This is a genomic window from Marinobacter sp. AC-23, assembly GCF_001858325.1.
Classification (GTDB): Bacteria; Pseudomonadota; Gammaproteobacteria; order Pseudomonadales; family Oleiphilaceae; genus Marinobacter.
Genome location: NZ_MBPP01000078.1, coordinates 112,101 through 132,792, shown reverse-complemented (window position 1 = coordinate 132,792; position 20,692 = coordinate 112,101). Strand labels below are relative to the sequence as shown.

Annotated in this window: 13 protein-coding genes, 1 tRNA gene and 4 pseudogenes; 5 read left to right on the top strand and 13 right to left on the bottom strand. The window is 53.0% G+C overall.

What is annotated here, in order from left to right; genetic code table 11:
• Nucleotides 1-311 precede the first annotated feature (311 nt).
• Nucleotides 312-524: a ribosome modulation factor gene (rmf, locus tag BCA33_RS18700; RefSeq protein WP_071268207.1), complete on the top strand. Its 213-nt coding sequence runs from the start codon at nucleotides 312-314 to the stop codon at nucleotides 522-524.
• 175 nt (nucleotides 525-699) lie between these two features.
• Here rmf and BCA33_RS18695 read toward each other — a convergent pair whose 3' ends face one another.
• Nucleotides 700-1,719, bottom strand: a complete 1,020-nt coding sequence (locus tag BCA33_RS18695) for a quinone-dependent dihydroorotate dehydrogenase (protein ID WP_071268205.1) — start codon at nucleotides 1,717-1,719, stop codon at nucleotides 700-702.
• A 352-nt stretch (nucleotides 1,720-2,071) separates the two neighbouring features.
• On the opposite strand from BCA33_RS18695, the gene BCA33_RS18690 reads away from it, so the two are divergent.
• A complete protein-coding gene (locus BCA33_RS18690; RefSeq protein ID WP_071268203.1) occupies nucleotides 2,072-3,232 on the top strand; it encodes a cation diffusion facilitator family transporter in 1,161 nt (386 codons plus the stop codon).
• 29 nt (nucleotides 3,233-3,261) lie between these two features.
• Here BCA33_RS18690 and BCA33_RS18685 read toward each other — a convergent pair.
• A pseudogene (locus tag BCA33_RS18685) lies at nucleotides 3,262-4,760 on the bottom strand (RimK family protein).
• Nucleotides 4,761-4,963: 203 nt separating this feature from the next.
• On the opposite strand from BCA33_RS18685, the pseudogene BCA33_RS18680 reads away from it, so the two are divergent.
• Nucleotides 4,964-6,086: pseudogene (locus BCA33_RS18680) on the top strand (GNAT family N-acetyltransferase/peptidase C39 family protein).
• Nucleotides 6,087-6,093: 7 nt separating this feature from the next.
• On the opposite strand, the gene uvrB reads toward BCA33_RS18680, so the two are convergent.
• The gene (gene uvrB, locus BCA33_RS18675) at nucleotides 6,094-8,151 is read right to left on the bottom strand and encodes an excinuclease ABC subunit UvrB (protein WP_071268201.1); all 2,058 of its coding nucleotides are present in this window, start codon (nucleotides 8,149-8,151) and stop codon (nucleotides 6,094-6,096) included.
• A 213-nt stretch (nucleotides 8,152-8,364) separates the two neighbouring features.
• Between uvrB and BCA33_RS18670 the strand changes: the two genes are divergently transcribed.
• Nucleotides 8,365-9,549, top strand: a complete 1,185-nt coding sequence (locus BCA33_RS18670) for a pyridoxal phosphate-dependent aminotransferase (protein WP_071268199.1) — start codon at nucleotides 8,365-8,367, stop codon at nucleotides 9,547-9,549.
• A gap of 69 nt (nucleotides 9,550-9,618) precedes the next feature.
• A tRNA-Asn gene (locus tag BCA33_RS18665) sits at nucleotides 9,619-9,694 on the top strand.
• A 90-nt stretch (nucleotides 9,695-9,784) separates the two neighbouring features.
• On the opposite strand, the gene pyrF is transcribed toward BCA33_RS18665, so the two are convergent.
• From pyrF to serC, 10 genes and pseudogenes are all read right to left on the bottom strand, one after another.
• Nucleotides 9,785-10,495, bottom strand: a complete 711-nt coding sequence (gene pyrF, locus BCA33_RS18660) for an orotidine-5'-phosphate decarboxylase (RefSeq protein WP_071268197.1) — start codon at nucleotides 10,493-10,495, stop codon at nucleotides 9,785-9,787.
• A 71-nt stretch (nucleotides 10,496-10,566) separates the two neighbouring features.
• Complete coding sequence (gene lapB, locus BCA33_RS18655; RefSeq protein WP_071268195.1) at nucleotides 10,567-11,736, bottom strand: lipopolysaccharide assembly protein LapB; 1,170 nt, start codon at nucleotides 11,734-11,736, stop codon at nucleotides 10,567-10,569.
• On the bottom strand, nucleotides 11,736-12,038 hold the full coding sequence (locus BCA33_RS18650; RefSeq protein WP_071268193.1) for a LapA family protein: 303 nt from the start codon (nucleotides 12,036-12,038) through the stop codon (nucleotides 11,736-11,738). Before BCA33_RS18650 ends, lapB begins: the two co-directional genes overlap by 1 nt.
• A 69-nt stretch (nucleotides 12,039-12,107) precedes the next feature.
• A complete protein-coding gene (locus BCA33_RS18645) occupies nucleotides 12,108-12,404 on the bottom strand; it encodes an integration host factor subunit beta (RefSeq protein WP_071268191.1) in 297 nt (98 codons plus the stop codon).
• 134 nt (nucleotides 12,405-12,538) lie between these two features.
• Nucleotides 12,539-14,232, bottom strand: a pseudogene (gene rpsA, locus BCA33_RS18640) (30S ribosomal protein S1).
• Between the two features lie 130 nt (nucleotides 14,233-14,362).
• Nucleotides 14,363-15,043 (bottom strand): (d)CMP kinase, encoded by a 681-nt coding sequence (cmk, locus tag BCA33_RS18635; RefSeq protein ID WP_071268189.1) that lies wholly within the window; start codon nucleotides 15,041-15,043, stop codon nucleotides 14,363-14,365.
• On the bottom strand, nucleotides 15,043-17,301 hold the full coding sequence (locus BCA33_RS18630; RefSeq protein ID WP_071268187.1) for a bifunctional prephenate dehydrogenase/3-phosphoshikimate 1-carboxyvinyltransferase: 2,259 nt from the start codon (nucleotides 17,299-17,301) through the stop codon (nucleotides 15,043-15,045). The genes cmk and BCA33_RS18630 overlap by 1 nt, the downstream gene beginning before the upstream one ends.
• 2 nt (nucleotides 17,302-17,303) lie before the next feature.
• Nucleotides 17,304-18,428, bottom strand: a complete 1,125-nt coding sequence (hisC, locus tag BCA33_RS18625) for a histidinol-phosphate transaminase (RefSeq protein ID WP_071268185.1) — start codon at nucleotides 18,426-18,428, stop codon at nucleotides 17,304-17,306.
• Nucleotides 18,429-18,472: 44 nt separating this feature from the next.
• Nucleotides 18,473-19,570, bottom strand: a complete 1,098-nt coding sequence (gene pheA / locus BCA33_RS18620; protein WP_071268183.1) for a prephenate dehydratase — start codon at nucleotides 19,568-19,570, stop codon at nucleotides 18,473-18,475.
• A 2-nt stretch (nucleotides 19,571-19,572) separates the two neighbouring features.
• Nucleotides 19,573-20,654: pseudogene (serC, locus tag BCA33_RS18615) on the bottom strand (3-phosphoserine/phosphohydroxythreonine transaminase).
• Nucleotides 20,655-20,692: the final 38 nt, after the last annotated feature.

The following is a 20,692-nucleotide window of genomic DNA, read 5'->3' as shown; positions in this document are numbered from 1 at the left end:
TCCAGGTTCTTTGGCGAATCGCGGTAAGTCACGGGAATCGCGGCGTTCATAGGTTAGGGCAATTCTTCTATTTGTTTTTGGTCTATTAATTATAATTTATAGATCAAAATGATAGTGTACTTCTGCTTGTGGTTAAGCTTACCTTGTAGGTGACGCGTCGTTCGGGAAGGGTAAACTCCCTTTCGTTAACAGGATCCTGACTGCTCTGGCTGAAGCTGGCAATAGTGGGTTATCCCCAAGAGGATTCCACGGGCCCTAGCCACTGCAGAAGTGTACACGCTTGTTCTGTTAATCCATTAGTGAGGAACGGCATGAAAAGACAGAAAAGAGACATGTATGCTCGTGCATTTAAACGGGGCTACCTAGCCGGTGTATCCGGTAAATCCAAAGACAGCTGCCCGCTCGATCAGGCAGAGGTCCGCCAGGAATGGTTGAGCGGGTGGCGTGAAGGCCGCACCGACCAATGGGATGGCATGACTGGCGTCTCCGGTATTCATAAATTGGCAAACGTTACCACAGCCTGATGCTTGTTTAGACCCCGTATCTTGTATCTGATCTTTTAATACACAATCTGACTCAGTATTCAGAGCAAACAAAACGGGGCCACCTGCCCCGTTTCAAATAAAGTGAAACACTACGGGGTTTATTCCCTGCAAGGGCCCGCTCAGCGGGCCCATCTTTGTTATAGCACCCGAAAAACTACTTAAGACCTCGAATCGCCTCAACCGCTTCACTTATCAATTCCGGTCCCCGATAAATAAATCCGGTATAAAGCTGAACCAGCTTAGCGCCCGCCTGGATCTTTTCAGCTGCACTCTCACCATCGGTAATGCCGCCTACCCCAATAATTGGCAAATCGTCACCGAGCTCTGCATACAGCCCCTGAATAACCCTCAAGGATGCGTCACGAACCGGAGCACCGCTTAGCCCTCCCGCCTCTTCAGCATGAATATGCCCGGCAACCGCATCGCGGCTTATGGTGGTGTTTGTGGCAATAACGCCATCAAGACCCGCTTCTTTTAACGCTAATGCGACAAACCGAATACCTTCATCGTCCATATCCGGTGCAATTTTTACCGCTATAGGCACGTAACGGCTAAACTGGCTCTGACACTTAAGCTGTTCGTCCTTGATGGCATGAAGTAGGCCCTTCAGGGAATCACCAAACTGCAAATCACGCAGGCCAGGCGTGTTGGGTGAAGACACGTTTACTGTAATGTAGTCGGCTCGGCTATATACCGCCGCAATGCCCTTACGGTAATCGGATTCCGATTCCTCGTTTGGTGTATCTTTGTTCTTACCCACGTTAATGCCGAGAATGCCCCGGTAACTGCGCTTATCTACGCGCTCCAGCATGTGGGCCAAGCCTTCATTGTTGAACCCCATCCGGTTAATAATGGCCGTATGTTCCGGCAACCGGAACATACGGGGTTTAGGGTTGCCCGGCTGCGCGAGTGGCGTGACGGTTCCAACTTCAATAAACCCGAACCCCAGTGCGCCCAGAGCATCCAGATGATCGGCATTTTTATCCAACCCTGCCGCGAGCCCCACAGGGTTAGGAAAATCCAACCCCATAACATTTACCGGCAGCGCACCTGTTTTCGGTGAAAAAGCACCCAACACGCGCAGGCGATGCGCCAGATCCAAACCGTTTAACGCAACGGAATGAGCCTGTTCGGGTGATAGCCGGAAAAGCAGGTTACGGATAACGCCGTACATCTGAAGACTCCTCAATAAATCGTGAGCGCGAGTATACCGGAAGTTTTCCACAGCAACCCAATTACACAAAAACCCAACGCTAAACATCTGTATCATTGAGCTCTTAGGATCTTGTCCACGGAATCTGTGGATAACCCTGTTGAAAATCACGGGGCAACGTTGCCCATCCCTTGTGACCTGCGCCAATCTACAGATTGATCATTTTTTGAACAGTTTATTTTGTCTTTATTTTCAAGAAGTTATATTTATTTCACTTTAAATAAAACGAAACCTGAACAGTCTGTCATTCAAATGCAATGCTGCTATGATGTGCATAAATCAAGCAGGAATGCGGAAAATCCGGAGTTTCTAAATGCAGCAACCCGACTCACCGGCCCAGCGTCATCGTGAAAATCTAGCGATGGAAATGAAAGCGGCCTCGCGGGTTACCATTATCGGAATGATTCTTGATGCATTTCTCGGAATCATTAAAGTTATTGGCGGCGCCCTTTTCCACTCCCAGGCGCTTATTGTAGACGGCATACACTCGTTTACCGATGTTGCATCCGATCTTGTAGTGCTTGGCGCAATGAAGTTATCCCGCCAAGAGCCGGATGATAATCATCCCTATGGCCACCAACGCATCGAGACCTTTGGCACCCTCGTACTAGGCAGCATTCTGATTGCTGTAGGCGCAGCCCTTGCCTGGGAAAATACCCTCCGGCTGATTGAAGGCAGCATTGATACTATTCCGCAGTGGCCGGTTTTAGTGGCTGCGGCGATTTCTGTGGTGAGTAAGGAGTGGATTTTCCGCTACACCCGACATGTTGGCCAAGCTATACGTTCGGACCTCATTGTTGCCAACGCCTGGCACAGCCGCACCGATGCGTTTTCCTCCATTGTGGTGCTGGTCTCTACGGCTGGCGCAATGTTGGGCTTTTTGCGGCTGGACTTGCTTGCTGCAGTTGTGGTCGCGGGCATTATCATTCACATCGGCTGGAAGTTTACCTGGGACAGTGTTCAGGAACTGGTAGATACCGGGCTCTCCGCTGTCGATACCGAAATGCTGAAAACCATAGCCCGCAGTACCGAAGGGGTGCTCAACGTGCACGAGCTTCGCAGCCGCCGGATGGGACAGGATATTCTGCTGGACATTCATCTTGTGGTGCGGCCAGAAATCAGTGTGTCAGAAGGCCATCAAATAGGCATGCAGGTCGTCGCCGGCATGCGACATGCACTGGAGAACATTCTCGATATCAACTTTCACATTGATGCCGAAAACGACGAGGATCAGTTCCCGACCACTGAAAAACTGCCTTCCCGGGCGGAGGTTCAAGGTATTATTGCTGAGCACCTGGGCGAGATTCCCCAGCGCAGCCGTTTAAGGCTGCATTACCTCAGAAACAAGCTGCATTTGGAGATCTTTCTGGACGAGCCTGACCCTGAAACGGTGTTTACCCCGGAAAACGTTCGGCACCACTTGGAAGGCTACCCTTGGTTTGGCAGTGCCAGGGTCTGGGTTGCCGGCCCGTAGGCAGGCTAACTTTTATGCTTTTTTTGCCGTTAGCGCCGGCGGTTGTCTTCCATTCTGGAAAGGAACTCCTGCATGATCAGCGTATAGAGCTCACCGCCTAAAAAGCGATCTTCTACGCCCGCATCAATACTCGGATTGTCGTTAACTTCGATAACAGCAACCCGGTTTCCGGTCTGTTTTATATCCACTCCATATAGCCCGTTGCCAATCAGCCGAGTGGAGTTCAGCGCTGCTTGAATAACGTTTCTCGGCACTTCGTAGGTGGGCATGGTTTCAAATCCACCGCTCTCGCTTTCCGACTCGCCATGCTGATAAATCTGCCAATGGCCTTTAACCATCATGTATTTGCAGGCATATATTGCCCGACCTCCCAGCACACCAATACGCCAGTCGTAATCGGTATAGAGGTATTCCTGAGCCAGCACCAGCGCCGACTGCCGGAACAGATCTTTTAGCCCTGCTCGCAGGGATTTTTCGTCTTCTGCTTTGTTCACCCTCGGGAAAACGCGCCATCCGGTATTTTGATCACCACTGGAAAGCCCAGTTCCTGAACCACCTGCTCCACGGCATCTTTTTGATCTTTGGACAAAATCAGGGTTTTGGGTGTCGGTATCTTGTTGTTTTTCAGAAGATCCGCCAGAAAAACCTTGTTGGTGCATTTAAGAATCGATACCGGGTCGTCGATAACCACCATACCTTCCGCCGCCGCTTTGCGGGCAAAACGATAGGTGTGGTGATCGATGGCTGTGGTTTCGCGGATAAACAGACCGTCGTACTCGGGCAGGCGCATATAGTCCCGGCGGGTGATCTGCTCCACGTTGATGCCCAGCTTGCGCCCGGCTTTTTCAAATCGCTGCAGTGCCACTGCATCGCTGGGCGGCATTTCTTCATCGGGGTTCACCAGAATCGCCAGGTCAAACCGATAACGACGACGGGTTCTGGGTTTACGCCACACCATGCTACTGAAGCGATCCAATGCAGAGGCGAAGACGTCCTGTTCCTGTTCATTCAGATCGGCAGGTGCAGCGGGCTTCATGGATTCAATCTGCCAGGTTTTCCGGCGCCGGAATACAATTTCGAGAATCGGACAAGGAAACCTCTCGAACAAAGCCCGCGCTACCGGTTTGAGATCGGGGTGCTCGGTTTGGCCGAAATAGGAGCGGATTCGCACTTCGTGGGTAGCACTGCGTTTATCACTGGCGGGATCAATGGCCGAGCCGGCGGCATCCAGCCCACTGATTACGCTGGCCTCCAATTCCTCCAATTCGAGAGAAAACAGCCCCTTGCGGCTCAGATCGTTCAGTGTCATAACCGAAGGCACTACGTGATGCCCGCGGGCTTCAGCCAGCAGGGAACAGTAATAGCCCCGGCTCAGGTACTTTGCACTCTGGCACAGGTTGATAACGCGTACGCGGCTGGTAGCCGGCGCCGAGAATTGGAGATACTGATCGAAACTCAGCACATCTTCGCTGGGGTAGTATGGAGCCCAATCTTTGGTGCGATCTACAACGATAAGCAAACGGGACATTAAAGGCGCTCCTCCCTGGAGATAATTGCCAATAGAACTGGTCGCAACAATACGCCGCTGCGGGGGTTGGAACAATCAGCTAATAATGCGTGCTTTTACTCACAATAAGCGTATTTGCCATTTCCTTACTCTCTATCATAATAGCCGCATACGGGAAGCCTACCAGCATGCCCCATGCCTATATTCTCAAGGCCGCTTTACACATGTCCGACCTGCAACTCCGGCAAGCCACCAACGAAGATTTGAGCGCGATTTTACAGCTTGAGCATCTTTGCTTTACGGAAGACAGGCTATCCCGCCGCAGCTTCCGGCGCTTTCTGGACATGCCCCGAGACAGGTTGATTGTGGCTGAAACCAAACATGAGGGTGAAAGCGAACTCCTGGCTACTGCCTGGTACTAATGAGCGCGGCAACACGGATGGCTCGAATTTACTCCATTGCGGTGCTGCCAACGGCCCGTGGCCAAGGTATTGGTGAAAAGCTGGTTAAGGCCGCAGAACATGAGGCGGCTGAGGCCGGCCGTATTCTGATGCGTCTTGAGGTTAGGGAAGATAACAGCGGCGCCATTGCACTCTATAAGCGCCTGGCTACCGCCAGTTCGGGACTTACCGGGACTATTACGAAGATCACGGGACGGCGCTGCGTTTTGAGCGCCGCATTCTGTTTTACGAGCCAACACGGGAGTTTCTTCCTGTGCCCTATTACCCCCAGACAACCGACTTCTCCTGCGGCCCAGCTGCGCTGATCATGGCCATGTCAGCCCTTGATGAACAGCAACCATTGAACACCTTGGAAGAGCTCAAAATTTGGCGTGAGGCAACAACGATTTTTATGCTGGCAGGCCATGGCGGCTGCGGGCCACACGGGCTTGCTCTCTCGGCCTGGAACCGGGGATTTGAAGCCAATGCATGGCTCAGTACTGAGGGGCCTTTATTTAGGGATACCGTTCGCAGCGACGAAAAAAAGCGGGTTTTAGAACTGGTTCACGAGGGATTCCTGCAAGATATTGGCCAAACCAGTATCCAACTACACCATAACCCGCTCACGCTGGAGGCCATGGAGCAGGCACTGCACAACGGCCAAATTCCGGTGATTTTGATCAGTACCTGGCAACTAAACCGAAGCCGCGTGCCTCACTGGGTAACCGTATGCGCCATGGACGACCAGTTTGTGTATCTGCACGACCCGGAAATAGATGTGGCCGATGGTGAAACCGTGGCAGACAAACAATACCTTCCCGTGGATAGGCGTGTGTTCAGCCAAATTTCGCGATACGGCCGCATACAGCCGCTTCAGGCCGCTGTGATTGTGGGCCCGAAGCGCTGAGGCGAGGTTATCCGGTGCGCAGTGCCGCTTCTTTCAATTCTGATATTTCATCCCGCAGGCGGGCCGCCGCCTCAAAGTCCAGGTCTGATGCGGCTTTGTACATTTTATCCTCAAGGTGTGAAACTTCTTTGAGCACTTCTGCCGGAGATCGACCGCCAATCTTGGCCCGGTAGTGCTCGGCTTCTTCCGCCGCCTTTTTGCCGGGCCTATCCGCCTTATGTCGGCCCCGGCCGCCGCCAGCGCCCTCCATAATGTCCGTAATCTTCTTACTCAGTCCTTGAGGGGTAATGCCATGAATCTCGTTGTGCTCTGCCTGTTTGGCACGCCTGCGATCGGTTTCATCAATAGCGCGCTGCATGGAGCCGGTAATCCGGTCACCGTAAAGAATGGCTTTGCCGTTGAGATTCCGTGCGGCACGACCAATGGTCTGGATTAGTGCACGCTCTGAGCGCAGGAAGCCTTCTTTATCGGCATCCAGAATGGTGACCAGCGATACTTCGGGCATATCCAAGCCTTCCCGCAGCAGGTTGATGCCCACAAGCACATCAAATACGCCCCGACGTAGATCACGGATAATCTCGACCCGCTCAACCGTATCAATGTCCGAATGCAGATAGCGCACGCGAATGTCGTGCTCCATCAAAAAGTCAGTGAGATCTTCGGCCATACGCTTGGTGAGTGTGGTCACCAAAACCCGCTCTTTTACCTTCACCCGGGAGTGAATTTCAGACAACAAGTCATCCACTTGGGTGGACGCAGGGCGCACTTCAATAATCGGATCCAACAGGCCGGTTGGCCTGACCACCTGCTCCACTACCTGCCCCGTATGCTCTGCTTCGTAATTGCCTGGCGTCGCCGACACAAAGATCATCTGAGGCGTAATACGCTCCCATTCATCAAATCTCATGGGGCGATTATCAAGGGCCGACGGTAAGCGGAATCCATACTCCACCAACGTTTCCTTCCGGGAGCGATCGCCTTTGTACATGGCGCCGATCTGCGGAATCGTCACGTGGGATTCATCCACCACGAGTAATGCGTTCGCTGGCAGGTAATCAAACAACGTGGGCGGGGCTTCGCCCGGCTGGCGACCGGAGAGATAGCGAGAGTAGTTTTCAATGCCGTTGCAATAGCCCAACTCGTTCATCATTTCCATATCGTAGCGGGTACGCTCTTCCAGTCGCTGGGCTTCAACCAAGCGGTTGTTATCGCGCATTTGCTGCAGGCGAGCGTCTAACTCGACCTTTATGTGCTCCACCGCATCGAGCACGGTTTGCCGCGGCGTCACATAGTGGGATTTGGGATAAATCGTAACCCTGGGAACCCGTCGAAACACTTCCCCGGTGAGCGGATCAAAGTAACTGAGGTTTTCCACCTCATCATCAAACAGCTCAATACGAATCGCCTCTTTCTCCGACTCTGCCGGAAACACATCAATCACATCGCCCCGCACCCGGTAATTCGCGCGGTGAAATTCGATGTCGTTGCGGGTGTACTGCAATTCAGCCAGCCGGCGCAGAACATGCCGCTGATCAATCTTGTCGCCTCGATCCAGATGCAGCATCATTTTCAGGTAGGACTTTGGATCACCCAAGCCGTAAATGGCTGACACAGTCGCCACAATGATCGCATCCGGGCGCTCCAGCAGAGCCTTGGTTGCAGACAGCCGCATCTGTTCAATGTGTTCGTTGATGGAGGCGTCTTTCTCTATGAACGTATCAGATGAGGGAACGTAGGCCTCGGGCTGATAGTAATCGTAATAGGACACAAAATATTCCACAGAGTTGTCTGGAAAAAACTCGCGGAACTCGCCATAAAGCTGGGCAGCCAGGGTTTTGTTGTGGGCCATAACAATGGTTGGCCGCTGCACTGACTCGATCACTTTGGCGACGGTGAACGTTTTGCCCGACCCGGTAACACCCAGCAATGTCTGGTGTGCCAAGCCGGAATGAATGCCGTCGATCAGGCCCTCAATAGCTTTGGGCTGATCGCCCGCAGGCTCATACGGCGAATCAACCCTGAAGACACCGCTTTTAACTGAACTGTTGGAATCGTTACTGGCCATAATTGGCAGACAACCTCCGCTCACTCAACATGTGTATCCGGGCCAGATCCTGCAATTGTAGGATGCGGCCAGAGAGAGAAATTTATTGTTACGCCGGCTTCATGGTACCATCAACTCGATCGACGSCTGGGCGAAAATCAGCCGCCATATGGCAAGGATTCAGACACCCCGCCGGTCACAGACCTATCAGACGCAGCTTTAAGGAGCGCAAGTTTGGACCTTCAACTTTCCAGCCGTGTACAGGCAATCAAGCCATCCCCCACCCTCGCAGTCACCAACAAAGCTGCTGAATTACGCGCAGCAGGCCAAGACATTATCGGTCTGGGTGCAGGCGAACCGGACTTCGATACCCCAGAACACATCAAGCAGGCAGCCATTGAGGCCATCAAAAACGGCCAGACAAAATACACCGCTGTTGATGGTACGCCAGCTCTTAAGAAGGCGATTATTGCGAAGTTCAAGCGGGACAATGGCCTGGAATACGAAGCCAACCAAGTATTGGTTTCAAGTGGGGGCAAGCAGAGCTTTTTCAACCTTGCCTTGGCTACTCTTAACGCGGGTGATGAAGCGATTATCCCTGCGCCTTACTGGGTATCCTACCCGGATATGGTTCTGGTTGCTGAAGGCAAGCCGGTTATCATCGAAACCGGTGCAGAAACCCGTTTCAAGATCACCCCGGAACAGCTGGAAAACGCCATCACTGAGCGTACCCGCCTGTTCGTCATCAACAGCCCTTCCAACCCAAGCGGCATGGCTTATACCTTGGAAGAGCTGCAGGCGATTGGTGACGTGCTGAAAAAGCACCCGAACATCATGATCGCCACGGATGATATGTACGAGCCTATCCTCTGGACTGGTAAGCCGTTCTGCAACATTCTGAACGCTAACCCGGAGCTTTACGAGCGTACCTTCGTTCTTAACGGTGTATCCAAGGCTTACTCAATGACTGGCTGGCGTATCGGCTATGCCGCAGGCCCAGCCAAGATCATTGGCGCCATGAAAAAAATCCAGTCTCAGAGCACGTCCAACCCTTGCTCCATCTCCCAGGCTGCCGCACAGGCTGCTCTGGATGGCCCGCAAGCGTGCATCGGTGAGATGGTTAAGGCGTTTAAAGAGCGTCACGACTGGCTGGTAGATGCTTTGAACAAGTTGCCAGGTGTTGAGTGCCTCAAAGGCGACGGCACCTTCTACGTGTTCCCCAGCTTCCAGGGTGCAATTGATGCCGATGCCAGTGTCAGCGATGATGTGGAGTTCGCAGAGAAGCTGCTGAGCGAAGCGGGCGTCGCGTTGGTTCCAGGCTCTGCGTTCGGTTCTCCCGGACATATGCGCCTGAGCTTTGCGACCAGCATGGATAATCTGGAAAAGGCCATTGAGCGTTTGCAGAAGGCGCTGAGCTAAAAACTTCGGTAAGGGGTTGACGAGGCGATGGGGTAATCTTAATATACGCGCCTCGTCACATGACGACGTTCCCCGATAGCTCAGTTGGTAGAGCAACGGACTGTTAATCCGTTTGTCGCTGGTTCGAGCCCAGCTCGGGGAGCCATTATTCCGAAAACCCGCTAATTCTTTGAGTTAGCGGGTTTTTTTGTTTTGGCCCGGTGAATGCCCTCCCTCGGTAACTCTGCAATATCCGCTAAAGCCCAATCACCTCAGCATGAATAGCCTCAAGCGCTGCCAGAGGGTCAGCAGCCTGGGTAATTGGTCGGCCTATAACAAGGTAGTCGGAACCAGCCTTGAGCGCGTCTCTAGGGGTCATGATGCGCTGCTGATCGCCTTTGTCGGCGGTTAATGGCCGAATGCCCGGGGTGATCAGTTTGAAATCACTGCCCTGCTCAGTTTTGAGCGTGGGGGCTTCCTGTGCCGAGCAGACTACGCCGTCCAGACCACAGTTTCTGGTTAGCGTTGCCAGCCTGGATACCTGAGCTTCCGGCGAGCTGGTTATCCCGATACCGGCAAGGTCTTCAGCATCCATGCTGGTGAGGACCGTAACGGCAATCAGCAACGGTCTCTCCGTCCCGAAGGTATCCAAACGCTCACGGCAGGCCAACATCATCTTCTCACCACCAGAGGCGTGTACGTTTACCATCCATACTCCCAAATCGGCAGCAGCAGCGACAGCAGCCGAGGCGGTGTTGGGGATGTCGTGGAATTTCAGGTCCAGGAACACGTCAAACCCAAGCTTATGTAAACTCTCTACAAACTGAGGCCCGAATCGGGTGAAGAGTTCTTTGCCGACCTTCAGCCGGCATTTGGCAGGATCAAGCTTATCCACCAGCTCCAGAGCCGGTCCTGCAGCTGGAAAGTCTAGGGCTACTATGATTTTGGGGTCGTTAGAAGTTTGCACGTTGAAATGTCCTGCGGGGTGTCGTTAGAGGATGTAGATAGAAAGTGTCATTAAAGAATGTCGGTAAAAGATTATTCCGCTTCAACGCCCTGAATTGGGCGCACGGTTTCCCATTGCTTGCAGCTCGGGCATAGCCAGTGAAGTTGCTGGCCAGAGAAACCACAACTTACACACCGATAAACCGGCCTGTTGGCGAGAATCAGAAGGCCAATACGACTAACCAGTCTGCCTTCGTCGGTGGTCATGCCCTTTTCATAACCTGCCATTTCCACCAGCCGCAAAAGGGCCCGCACGCTAGGGCGAATTTCTAATTCCTGGCGCAGCAGATCAATAGCCGCCGGGCGGCCAGACACTCGCTCAACCGATTCCACCAAGGCCAAAAGCAAACTGGTGCTGGGGTAAATTTGGTAAAGCTTGCGCAGCTTTTTGACCAACCGACCAATGTCGCCGTGCTCGTGCTCAAGCTTCATCAAACGATCAATGGATTCAGGCCCAAAAGCCGGGTTTTGGTCAAAAACTTTCAACCCTTGGTTGCCAGCCTCACGATAGCTACCCTGCCGAATCAGAATTTTCATCAATATCAGTGTTGCCCGAACGCAGGAATGGTCATATTCCAGCGCTTCTTTGGCAAATTTCTGGGCAGCCCAGCGATCATCCTGACCAAGGGCTCTCTCTGCCAACTCGCAAGTCAGATACGCAAGATCCTTGAACATGGCTGGGTCTGCGTCATTCTTAGTCAGGGTTCGGGCAACGTCGGCCGCTTTACCCCACTCACTTTCCTGTTGGTAAAGGTCAATAAGTTGCCGAGCCGCTTTTCGCCCGTACTCACGATCTCCCATCAACTGTTGCAACAGCGCCTCAGCCCGATCCAGCAAGCCCGCGTTAAGAAAATCCATAGCAAGTTCGAGGGTTACCTGGGGAGAAAAGCGCGGAGGCAGTTCAGGTCTTGCTAGCAGGTTCTGATGAACCAGAATAGCGCGATCGGTTTCGCCTTTGTTGCGAAAGTGCCGGCCAATAGAAAGATGAAGGCTTACGGTGTCTTTGTTAACAGCCAGTGACTGCACAAAGTTGTCGACGGCCTGGTCTGAGTAATTCGTAAACAGAAACTGCAGCCGGTCCTTAACAGAATCTTCGTCTGCAATCTTCGCTCGGGTTCGGTTACGGCCGCTACCTAGCCTGCCTACAAACCAACCAACGGCAACTGCAACCGTTAACAGCAGCCACTGAAACACCATGTCCATTAAATAGCCTGGTCGTTCTGGGCCCTGGATTTCTCCAATGCCTGCTCGGCGCGATCAAGTCGTTTTTGAAGAGTGCGACGGGAAACCGACGTTCGGAATGTGGCGAGAACGGTCATTAGAATGCCAATCAACGCGCCAATAACAAAAGACATGATAATCCACACGGCAACACCGTGGGGCTTCGTCTCGAACACCAGAAAATTGAGAGCAACAGCCATCTGGTTGTTCAGCGAGAACACAAGCGCCAGTAACACCAGGACCAGTACCAACAGAATAAGTAGGATCTTCTGTAATCCTGCCATAACCTTAGCTCTCCCAAACGCTGATAAATGCCCGAATTATAGGTGTTTCGCTTCAGGGATGAAAAGCGCTTAAAACCCCTGCTTCAAACTGTCGTTCACCTGTTCTCGCAGCTCCTTGCCGGGCTTGAAGTGGGGAACATGCTTGGCGGGTAACTGCACGGCTTCACCGGTTTTCGGGTTCCGGCCTGTGCGGGCCGCCCGATGATGAAGGGAAAAACTGCCAAACCCCCGTATTTCAATTCGCTGCCCATTCGCTAGTGACTGGGACATGTGCTCAATAATTGTTTTTACTGCCAGCTCAACGTCTTTAACCGAAAGCTGTGTTTGTTTTGATGCAATTAATTCAACCAGTTCAGACTTCGTCATGAGGCACTTCCCTCGTTTCTTATTTATTCGGTCAATGATTGCCGAATTCCCACTCCTGTAGTTTAGCCAAATCAAAAAAAAACACAAAAAAAAACGGGCTCTTAGAGCCCGTTTTTTTTCGTACCAACCGGAGATTAGTCCTTGTTGGCGTTTTGCTGCTGCATTTGTTCCTTGATGAGATCACCAATGGTGGTCGCACTAGAGGAAGATTCTGCAGTTTTAGTACGCACGGTATCAAGAGCCTGTTTGTCGTCTTCTACGTCTTTAGACTTAACAGACAGGTTGATAATGCGGTTTTTACGATCGATGCTGATGATCTTCGCTTCGACTTCTTCGCCTTCTTTCAGAGCGTTACGCGCGTCTTCTACACGATCACGGCTGATTTCAGAGGCTTTCAGTACAGCTTCAACTTCTTCGTTCAGAGCGATGGTAGCTGATTTCGCATCAACAGCAGAAACAGTGCCTTAACGATGGAGCCTTTGTCGTTCAGCTGAACAAACTCGGCGAACGGATCGCTTTCGAGCTGCTTGATACCCAGGGAGATGCGCTCACGCTCGGGATCTACAGACAGGATAACGGTGTCAACATCGTCGCCCTTCTTGTATTCACGAACCGCTTCTTCGCCTGTTTCGTTCCAGCTGATGTCTGACAGGTGAACCAGACCATCGATGCCACCGTCCAGACCGATAAAGATACCAAAGTCAGTGATTGACTTGATCTTACCGGAGATGCGGTCGCCCTTGTTGAAGTTGCCGGAGAAGTCTTCCCATGGGTTGGATACACACTGCTTGATACCCAGGGAGATACGACGACGCTCTTCATCGATATCCAGAATCATCACTTCCACTTCGTCGCCAACATTCACGACTTTAGAAGGATGGATGTTCTTGTTGGTCCAATCCATTTCGGATACGTGAACCAGACCTTCAACACCCTCTTCCAGCTCAGCAAAGCAGCCGTAATCGGTCAGGTTGGTTACGCGGGCTGTAACCCGAGTGCTTTCCGGGTAACGACCTTTGATATCAACCCAGGGATCTTCGCCCAGCTGCTTCAGACCCAGAGATACGCGGTTACGCTCACGGTCGAACTTCAGAACCTTAACGTTGATCTCATCGCCAACATTCACGATTTCGCTAGGATGCTTGATGCGCTTCCAGGCCATATCGGTAATGTGTAGCAGGCCGTCAACACCGCCCAGATCTACGAACGCGCCGTAGTCGGTCAGGTTCTTGACAATACCCTTGATTGACAGACCTTCAGTCAGGGTTTCGAGCAGAGCTTCACGCTCGGCGCTGTTTTCAGCTTCCAGTACGGCGCGGCGAGAAACAACCACGTTGTTACGCTTCTGGTCCAGCTTGATAACCTTGAACTCGAGCTCTTTGTTCTCCAGGTGCGCGGTGTCGCGAACCGGACGAACGTCTACCAGTGAGCCTGGCAGGAACGCACGAATACCAGCCAGATCAACGGTGAAACCACCTTTGACCTTGCCGTTAATAATACCTTTGACCACTTCTTCAGCTTCGAAGGACTTCTCGAGTACCTTCCAAGATTCTGCCCGCTTGGCTTTTTCACGGGAAAGACGGGTTTCACCGAAACCATCTTCTACTGCATCCAGTGCTACGTCGACAACGTCGCCGATAGCTACTTCTAACTCGCCTTTTTCATTCAGGAACTGGGAGGCGGGGATAACACCTTCGGACTTCAGCCCGGCGTTAACTGTGACCCAGTCGCTATCAACATCAACTACAGTTCCCTGGACGATGGAACCTGGTTTCATGTCAATTTCTTTTAGGCTTTCTTCAAAAAGATCCGCAAAGCTCTCGCTCATTATGAGTCCTATAGGTTCAATGCAAGTATGCTCCGTGCCGCCAGCAACACGGTCTGTTAATAAATTCCGGAATCAGCCAGCGGCTGGCAAATTTCGCTGTTTCCGGCATTTCAACGACAAAAAGGTGTAGTCAGGTCTGGCCTGCTGCTGCCATACACCTGTCTAACACCTCCTGTATACTCAAACCCGTAGAATCAATGACTTGCGCATCATCTGCTGGCTTGAGAGGGGCTGCGGAGCGATTCATATCTCGCTCATCACGAACCCGTATCTCCTCTAAAACGGCGTCAATACTAACATCGACACCGGCTGCCATCAACTGGCTGAAGCGTCGGCGTGCACGCTCTTCGGCACTGGCTGTCAGAAAAATTTTAACGGGTGCATCCGGAAACACAACCGTGCCCATATCGCGGCCATCAGCAACCAACCCGGGCTTCTGCTGAAAATCACGCTGGCGCTGCAAAAGCGCATCTCGAACCGGCTGCATCACAGCAATGCGTGATGCGTTATTACCACAGGTTTCCATGCGAATATCACCAGTAACATCCTCTCCCGCCAGAATCACTTTGGCAGGCTCGCCTTCCGGCGTTGGCTCGAAAGCTACATCCAGCGACGCAGCAACACGCACCAGGGCATCCTCATCATCCAGCGATACATTTTGGCGTATGGCTGCAAGAGCGGTCAACCGATAGAGTGCACCGCTGTCCAGAAGGTGCCAACCCAGCTTTTTAGCCAGCATCTGAGTGACCGTGCCTTTACCTGAACCGCCAGGGCCATCAACTGCAATGACTGGCACGCTATTTTTCACCATTAATTCGCTCCCTGCTTCGCGTGCGGTTCTGAATCTTCGGCTGAAATATGAATACCTGTTCCTCGCGCAAGTTCTACAAAGCCTGGAAAAGATGTCGCTACAACAGCGCAATCGCTTATTTCAATCTCATCGGTGGCTCGCAACGAGGCGATCGCAAAAGACATGGCAATACGGTGGTCGCCATGGCTATACACAGAGCCGCCTTTAATGGTCTGCCCACCCTCAATAACAATGCCATCTTCTGTCACTGTGGTTTCAACGCCCAATGTGGCCAGGCCATCTGCCATTACCTGAATGCGATCACTTTCTTTTACCCGCAGCTCCTCAGCACCGGTAAGAACCGTACGACCTGTGGCGCAAGCGGCCGCAATAAACAATACCGGGAACTCGTCGATGGCCAGGGGCACCTGATCTTCCGGGATACTAATACCCTTGAGCTCAGCGGAGCGAACGCGTAAATCGGCAACCGGCTCGCCGCCAATTTCACGCTCAGCCATGATTTCAATATTTGCGCCCATCAACCGCAGAATGTTGATAACGCCTACACGTGTGGCGTTCATACCCACATGGCGCAAAATCAGGTCGGAACCCGGCGCAATGCTGGCGCCAACCAAGAAGAAAGCGGCCGATGATATATCTGAAGGAACATCGATGGCATTGGCCGTCAGCTTTCCACCGCCAGTTACGCTGGCAGTTGGGCCGTCGCGTTCTACTTTATAGCCAAAGCCAGTCAGCATGCGCTCGGTGTGATCCCGAGTCGGCGCCGGCTCAGTAACAGACGTGGTGCCTTCTGCATACAGGCCGGCAAGCAGCAGGCAGGATTTAACCTGGGCGCTGGCCATCGGCATATCGTAGTGAATACCCGTAAGCTTCTTACTTTGGCTACCGCGAATTTTTAGCGGCGGACGTCCGCCCTCAGCCGTATCGATAACTGCACCCATAGACCGCAATGGATCAGCAACCCTGTTCATGGGTCGGGTAGAGAGGCTAGCATCGCCGGTTAGCTCTGACTCAAATGGTTGCGCTGCAAGTAAACCGGTAAACAACCGCATGCCAGTGCCCGAATTGCCCAGGTATATCGGGCCACGGGGTGCCTGCAAACCATGCATGCCAACACCGTGAATGCGAACGAAGCCCTCGTCTGGCCCCTCAACAGTCACGCCCATATCCCGAAATGCCTGTATCGTTGCGAGGCTGTCTTCACCTTCCAGAAAGCCTTTCACCTCGGTTACGCCCTCAGCAAGCGCGCCGAGCATAATTGAGCGGTGGGAAATGGATTTGTCCCCGGGCACCCGGATATCGCCGGTTACTGAGCCACCGGGCTGAAGACGGAACGTTACCTGCTTTTCACTGTTATTTGTCACGTAAGCCTGTCCTGAGAGCATTTTCGAAAAGTGTTCGCGCGCCGCTTTGGCGCGACTGAATACCCGCAACAGCATGGCGCCATCTTGCTCTGCAATGGCCGTGCGCAGCTGGTCTAAATCGTGGGTGAAATGGTCAATCACCCGAAGAACGGCGTCGCGGTTGGAAAGAAATATGTCGTGCCACATAACCGGGTCGCTCGCGGCAATCCGGGTGAAGTCACGGAACCCGCCGGCAGCGTACCGGAAAATGTCCATGTTCTGATCCTCTCCAGCCAGTGTATCCACCAGCGAGAAGGCAATCAGGTGAGGCAGGTGACTGGTCGCCGCCAGCACCTCATCATGGTACGCCACACTCATGGTGAGTACAGTGGCGCCACAGCCTTCCCACAAGGCCTGCAGCTTGGCGAGATGCGCACTGCTAACATTATCAGGGGGAGTCAGTATGACCTTGTGGTTACTGAACAGATCCGGATTGGCCGCGCGGATACCGCTTCTCTCCGACCCTGCAATGGGATGCCCCGGAATAATGCAGGGCAAAAACTCGCCGAAGACAGCTTCAATGTCCTTCACAAAACCGGACTTTGTACTGCCTACGTCGGTAAGAATAGCGTCTGCTGCAAGGTGCGGGCGTATTTCCTCCAGCACTTTTCGGGCCGCCTGCACCGGCACAGCCAGCACAACAAGGTCCGCGCCCCGCACCGCTTCTGCGATCGTGTCCGCGATTGTATCAATCACGCCCAGGGACTGCCCCAGCAAAAGATCTTCTTTACGCTGATCGGCGCCAACCACTTCCCGTGCCAAGTTATTTTTACGAATAGCACTGGCTAGCGAGCCACCAATCAGGCCTAGCCCAATAATGGCAATACGCTGAAAAATCGGCTCGCGCAATGACACTTTCAGGCTCCCTGCCCTGCCGCTGCCAACGCTTTTGCGAGCGCGTCGATAAAATGCTCGTTTTGTGCAGGCAAGCCCACAGATACCCGAAGGTGATTAGGCATGCCATAGCCCGCAACGGGGCGCACAATAACTCCGTGGGCCAGCAAAGCCTGGTAAACGCCCATGGCTTGAGGCCCTACTTCAACGGCCACAAAATTACCGGATGAGGGAATATACCGGAGGCCCATCTGATCGAAGGCCTCTTCTAACTGCTTCAGTCCAGCGGCATTGACCTCGCGTGAACGCTGCAGATAGTCTTCGTCATCCAGCACCGCCGTCGCGGCTGCAAGTGCCACGGAGCTTACGTTAAAAGGCTGGCGAACACGGTTCAGTATATCGGCAACGGCCGCTGAGCTTACGCTGTAGCCTACGCGCAGGGCGGCTAGCCCCCACGCTTTAGAAAACGTACGACATACAATCAAGTTCGGGAAACGGGTTAATAGCGCAACGCCGTCGGGATCCTCACCCCCTGTCATATACTCGCAGTAGGCTTCATCCAGAACCACCAGCACATTTTCAGGGATCTTGCCCAGAAACGCCTCAATAGCACTGGAGTTATGTACGGTTCCCGTTGGGTTGTTCGGGTTGGCTACAAATATCAGTCGGGTGCGTTCTGTTACGGCCGCAGCCATGGCATCCAGATCATGCCCCCAGTCTTTGGCAGGCACAGCAACAGCTTTCGCGCCAATAGCCTGAGTAACGATCGGATAAACCGCAAACGCATACTGGGAAAACACAATCTCGGAATCTGCATCTGCAAAGCAACGGGCGATCACTTCGAGTACGTCGTTTGAGCCATTCCCCAGGGTGATCTGGTCGGCGCCAACATCAAGACGCCCAGACAGTTTCTGCTTGAGATCAAATCCATTGCCATCGGGATACAGGCAAAGATCTGCCAGCACACTTTCAATCGCTGCGGTAACCTTTTTGCTGGGGCCGAGAGGGTTTTCATTGCTGGCAAGCTTGATAATCTCAGCCGGATCCAGACCCAGCTCACGGGCCAACTCGCTGATTGGCTTACCCGGCTGGTAGGGAGACAACGCCTGAACACCCTCTACAGCAAGGCTTTGATAATCAATGGCCATATACCTTCCTTAAACTACTTGATGCCAGGCTCTCATGCTAAATACTAGAGAACACCGATGGGATAGGAGCCCAATCGCTTGAGTTCAACGGCTTCTTCTTCTACCTCAGCAAGTACTTTATGTGCCTGCTCATCGTCCATATGCCCTTCAAAATCTATATAGAACACATAAGTCCAGGTGCCACTGGTCGAGGGTCTGGTCTCAAGCCGCGTAAGACTGACCCCATGGCGGTGAAATGGCTCCAACAATTGATACAACGCACCCGGCTTGTTTCTCATGGAAACAACAATCGATGATTTATCGTGCCCGCTCGACTGCACTTCTTCGCGGCCGATAATCAGGAACCGTGTAGTGTTGTCTGGCCGGTCTTCAATGCTGTTGGCCAGCTTCTCCAACCCATAAAGCTCTGCCGCCATATCGCCGGCAATCGCTGCGGCACCTGGTTCTTTGGCCGCCCGAAGCGCCGCTTCGGCGTTGCTGGAGACCGTCACTCTCTCAATACCGTAACGATGGGTATCCAGCCATTGTCTGCACTGGGCAAACGATTGCTGATGCGAGTAAATACGGGTTATTTCCTGATCCCGAGACTCCGGCGACACCAGAAGATGATGATGAATCCTCAACTGCACTTCACCGCAGATCTTCAGCGGGGACAACATGAACACATCAAGCGTATGGCTGACCATGCCTTCCGTGGAGTTCTCAACCGGCACCACGCCATAATGCGCAGATCCAGACTCTACCTCACGGAAAACCGCATCAATCGCTGGCAAAGGCACGCTGACAACAGAATGCCCAAAATGCTTGAGAGCAGCCGCCTGGGTAAAGGTGCCAACAGGCCCCAGAAAGGCAATGTGCATGGGTTTTTCGAGCGCCAGGCAAGCCGACATAATTTCACGAAACAGCCGAGCCATTTCCTCGCCGGGCAAAGGGCCGGGGTTGGCCTCTTTGATGCGACGCAGCACTTGGGCTTCCCGTTCCGGGCGATAGAAAAGTACGTCCTGCTCAGGGTTCGCAGCCATTTTCACGTGGGCCACTTCCTGGGCGCATTTTGCACGGGCACTGATCAGCTCCATGATCTTCTGATCCAGGCTGTCTATTTCTTCCCGGAGTTCTCCGAGGCGGATCTGCTCATCGCTCATGATCAGCCCCGCTCCTTCGCAAATTCGGTCATGTACTGAATCAGCGCATCCACGCCGGATTCCGGCATGGCGTTATAAATACTGGCACGCATGCCGCCCACAGAGCGATGCCCCGCCAGGTTTAACAACCCACGGGCGTCGGCACCTTCAAGGAAGACACTGTTGAGGGCATCATCCCGCAACGTAAAGGGTATATTCATCCAGGAACGGTAGCGTGGATCTATGGGGTTGGCGTAAAACTCATTGGCATCGATGAAGCCGTAAAGCTTTTCGGCTTTTCTGCGATTCGTCTCACCCATGGCTTTGACACCGCCCTGGGCTTTCAGCCACTGGAATACCAAACCTGCGAGATACCAAGAATATGTCGCAGGCGTGTTGTACATGGAGCCGTTATCCGCAATTACCTGGTAGTTCATCATGGTCGGCGTTTCCTTGCGAGCTTTGCCCAGAAGGTCTTTCCGAATAATGACGACAACCAGCCCGGAGGTCCGATATTCTTTTGAGCACCGGCGTAGATCAGCCCGAATTTTGAAATATCCACCGGGCGCGAAAGCATGGTAGAGGACATATCCGCTACCAGCGGCACATTGGCGCTATCGGGAACAAAATCAAATTCCAGGCCGCCGATGGTTTCATTCGGCGTGTAATGCAGGTACGCCGCATCCGCACGAGTCTGCCAAGACGCTTGATCCGGAATGCTGGCAAAGCCGCCCTCCTCCGAGCTGGCAACCACATTCACATCCGCATAGCGCTTAGCCTCGGCAATGGCCTTCTTCGACCAGATTCCGGTGTTCACATAATCCGCAGACGCTTTGTCGCCAAGCAGGTTCAAGGGAATTGTGGAGAACTGACTGGAAGCTCCACCTTGCATGAAGAGTACAGCGTAATCATCTGATACTCCGGCCAATTCACGCAGATCTCGCTCGGCCGTTTCAGCAATTTCTACAAACGCATCGCTACGATGGCTCATTTCCATTACCGACATGCCCGTGCCACGCCAGTCCAGCATTTCATCCCGTGCCTGTGCCAGCACACTTTCCGGCAAGGTTGCCGGACCTGCACAAAAGTTATACGCCCTGCTCATGTTCCTGCGATCTCTCACGTCTTGCGGATTCGGTGTTC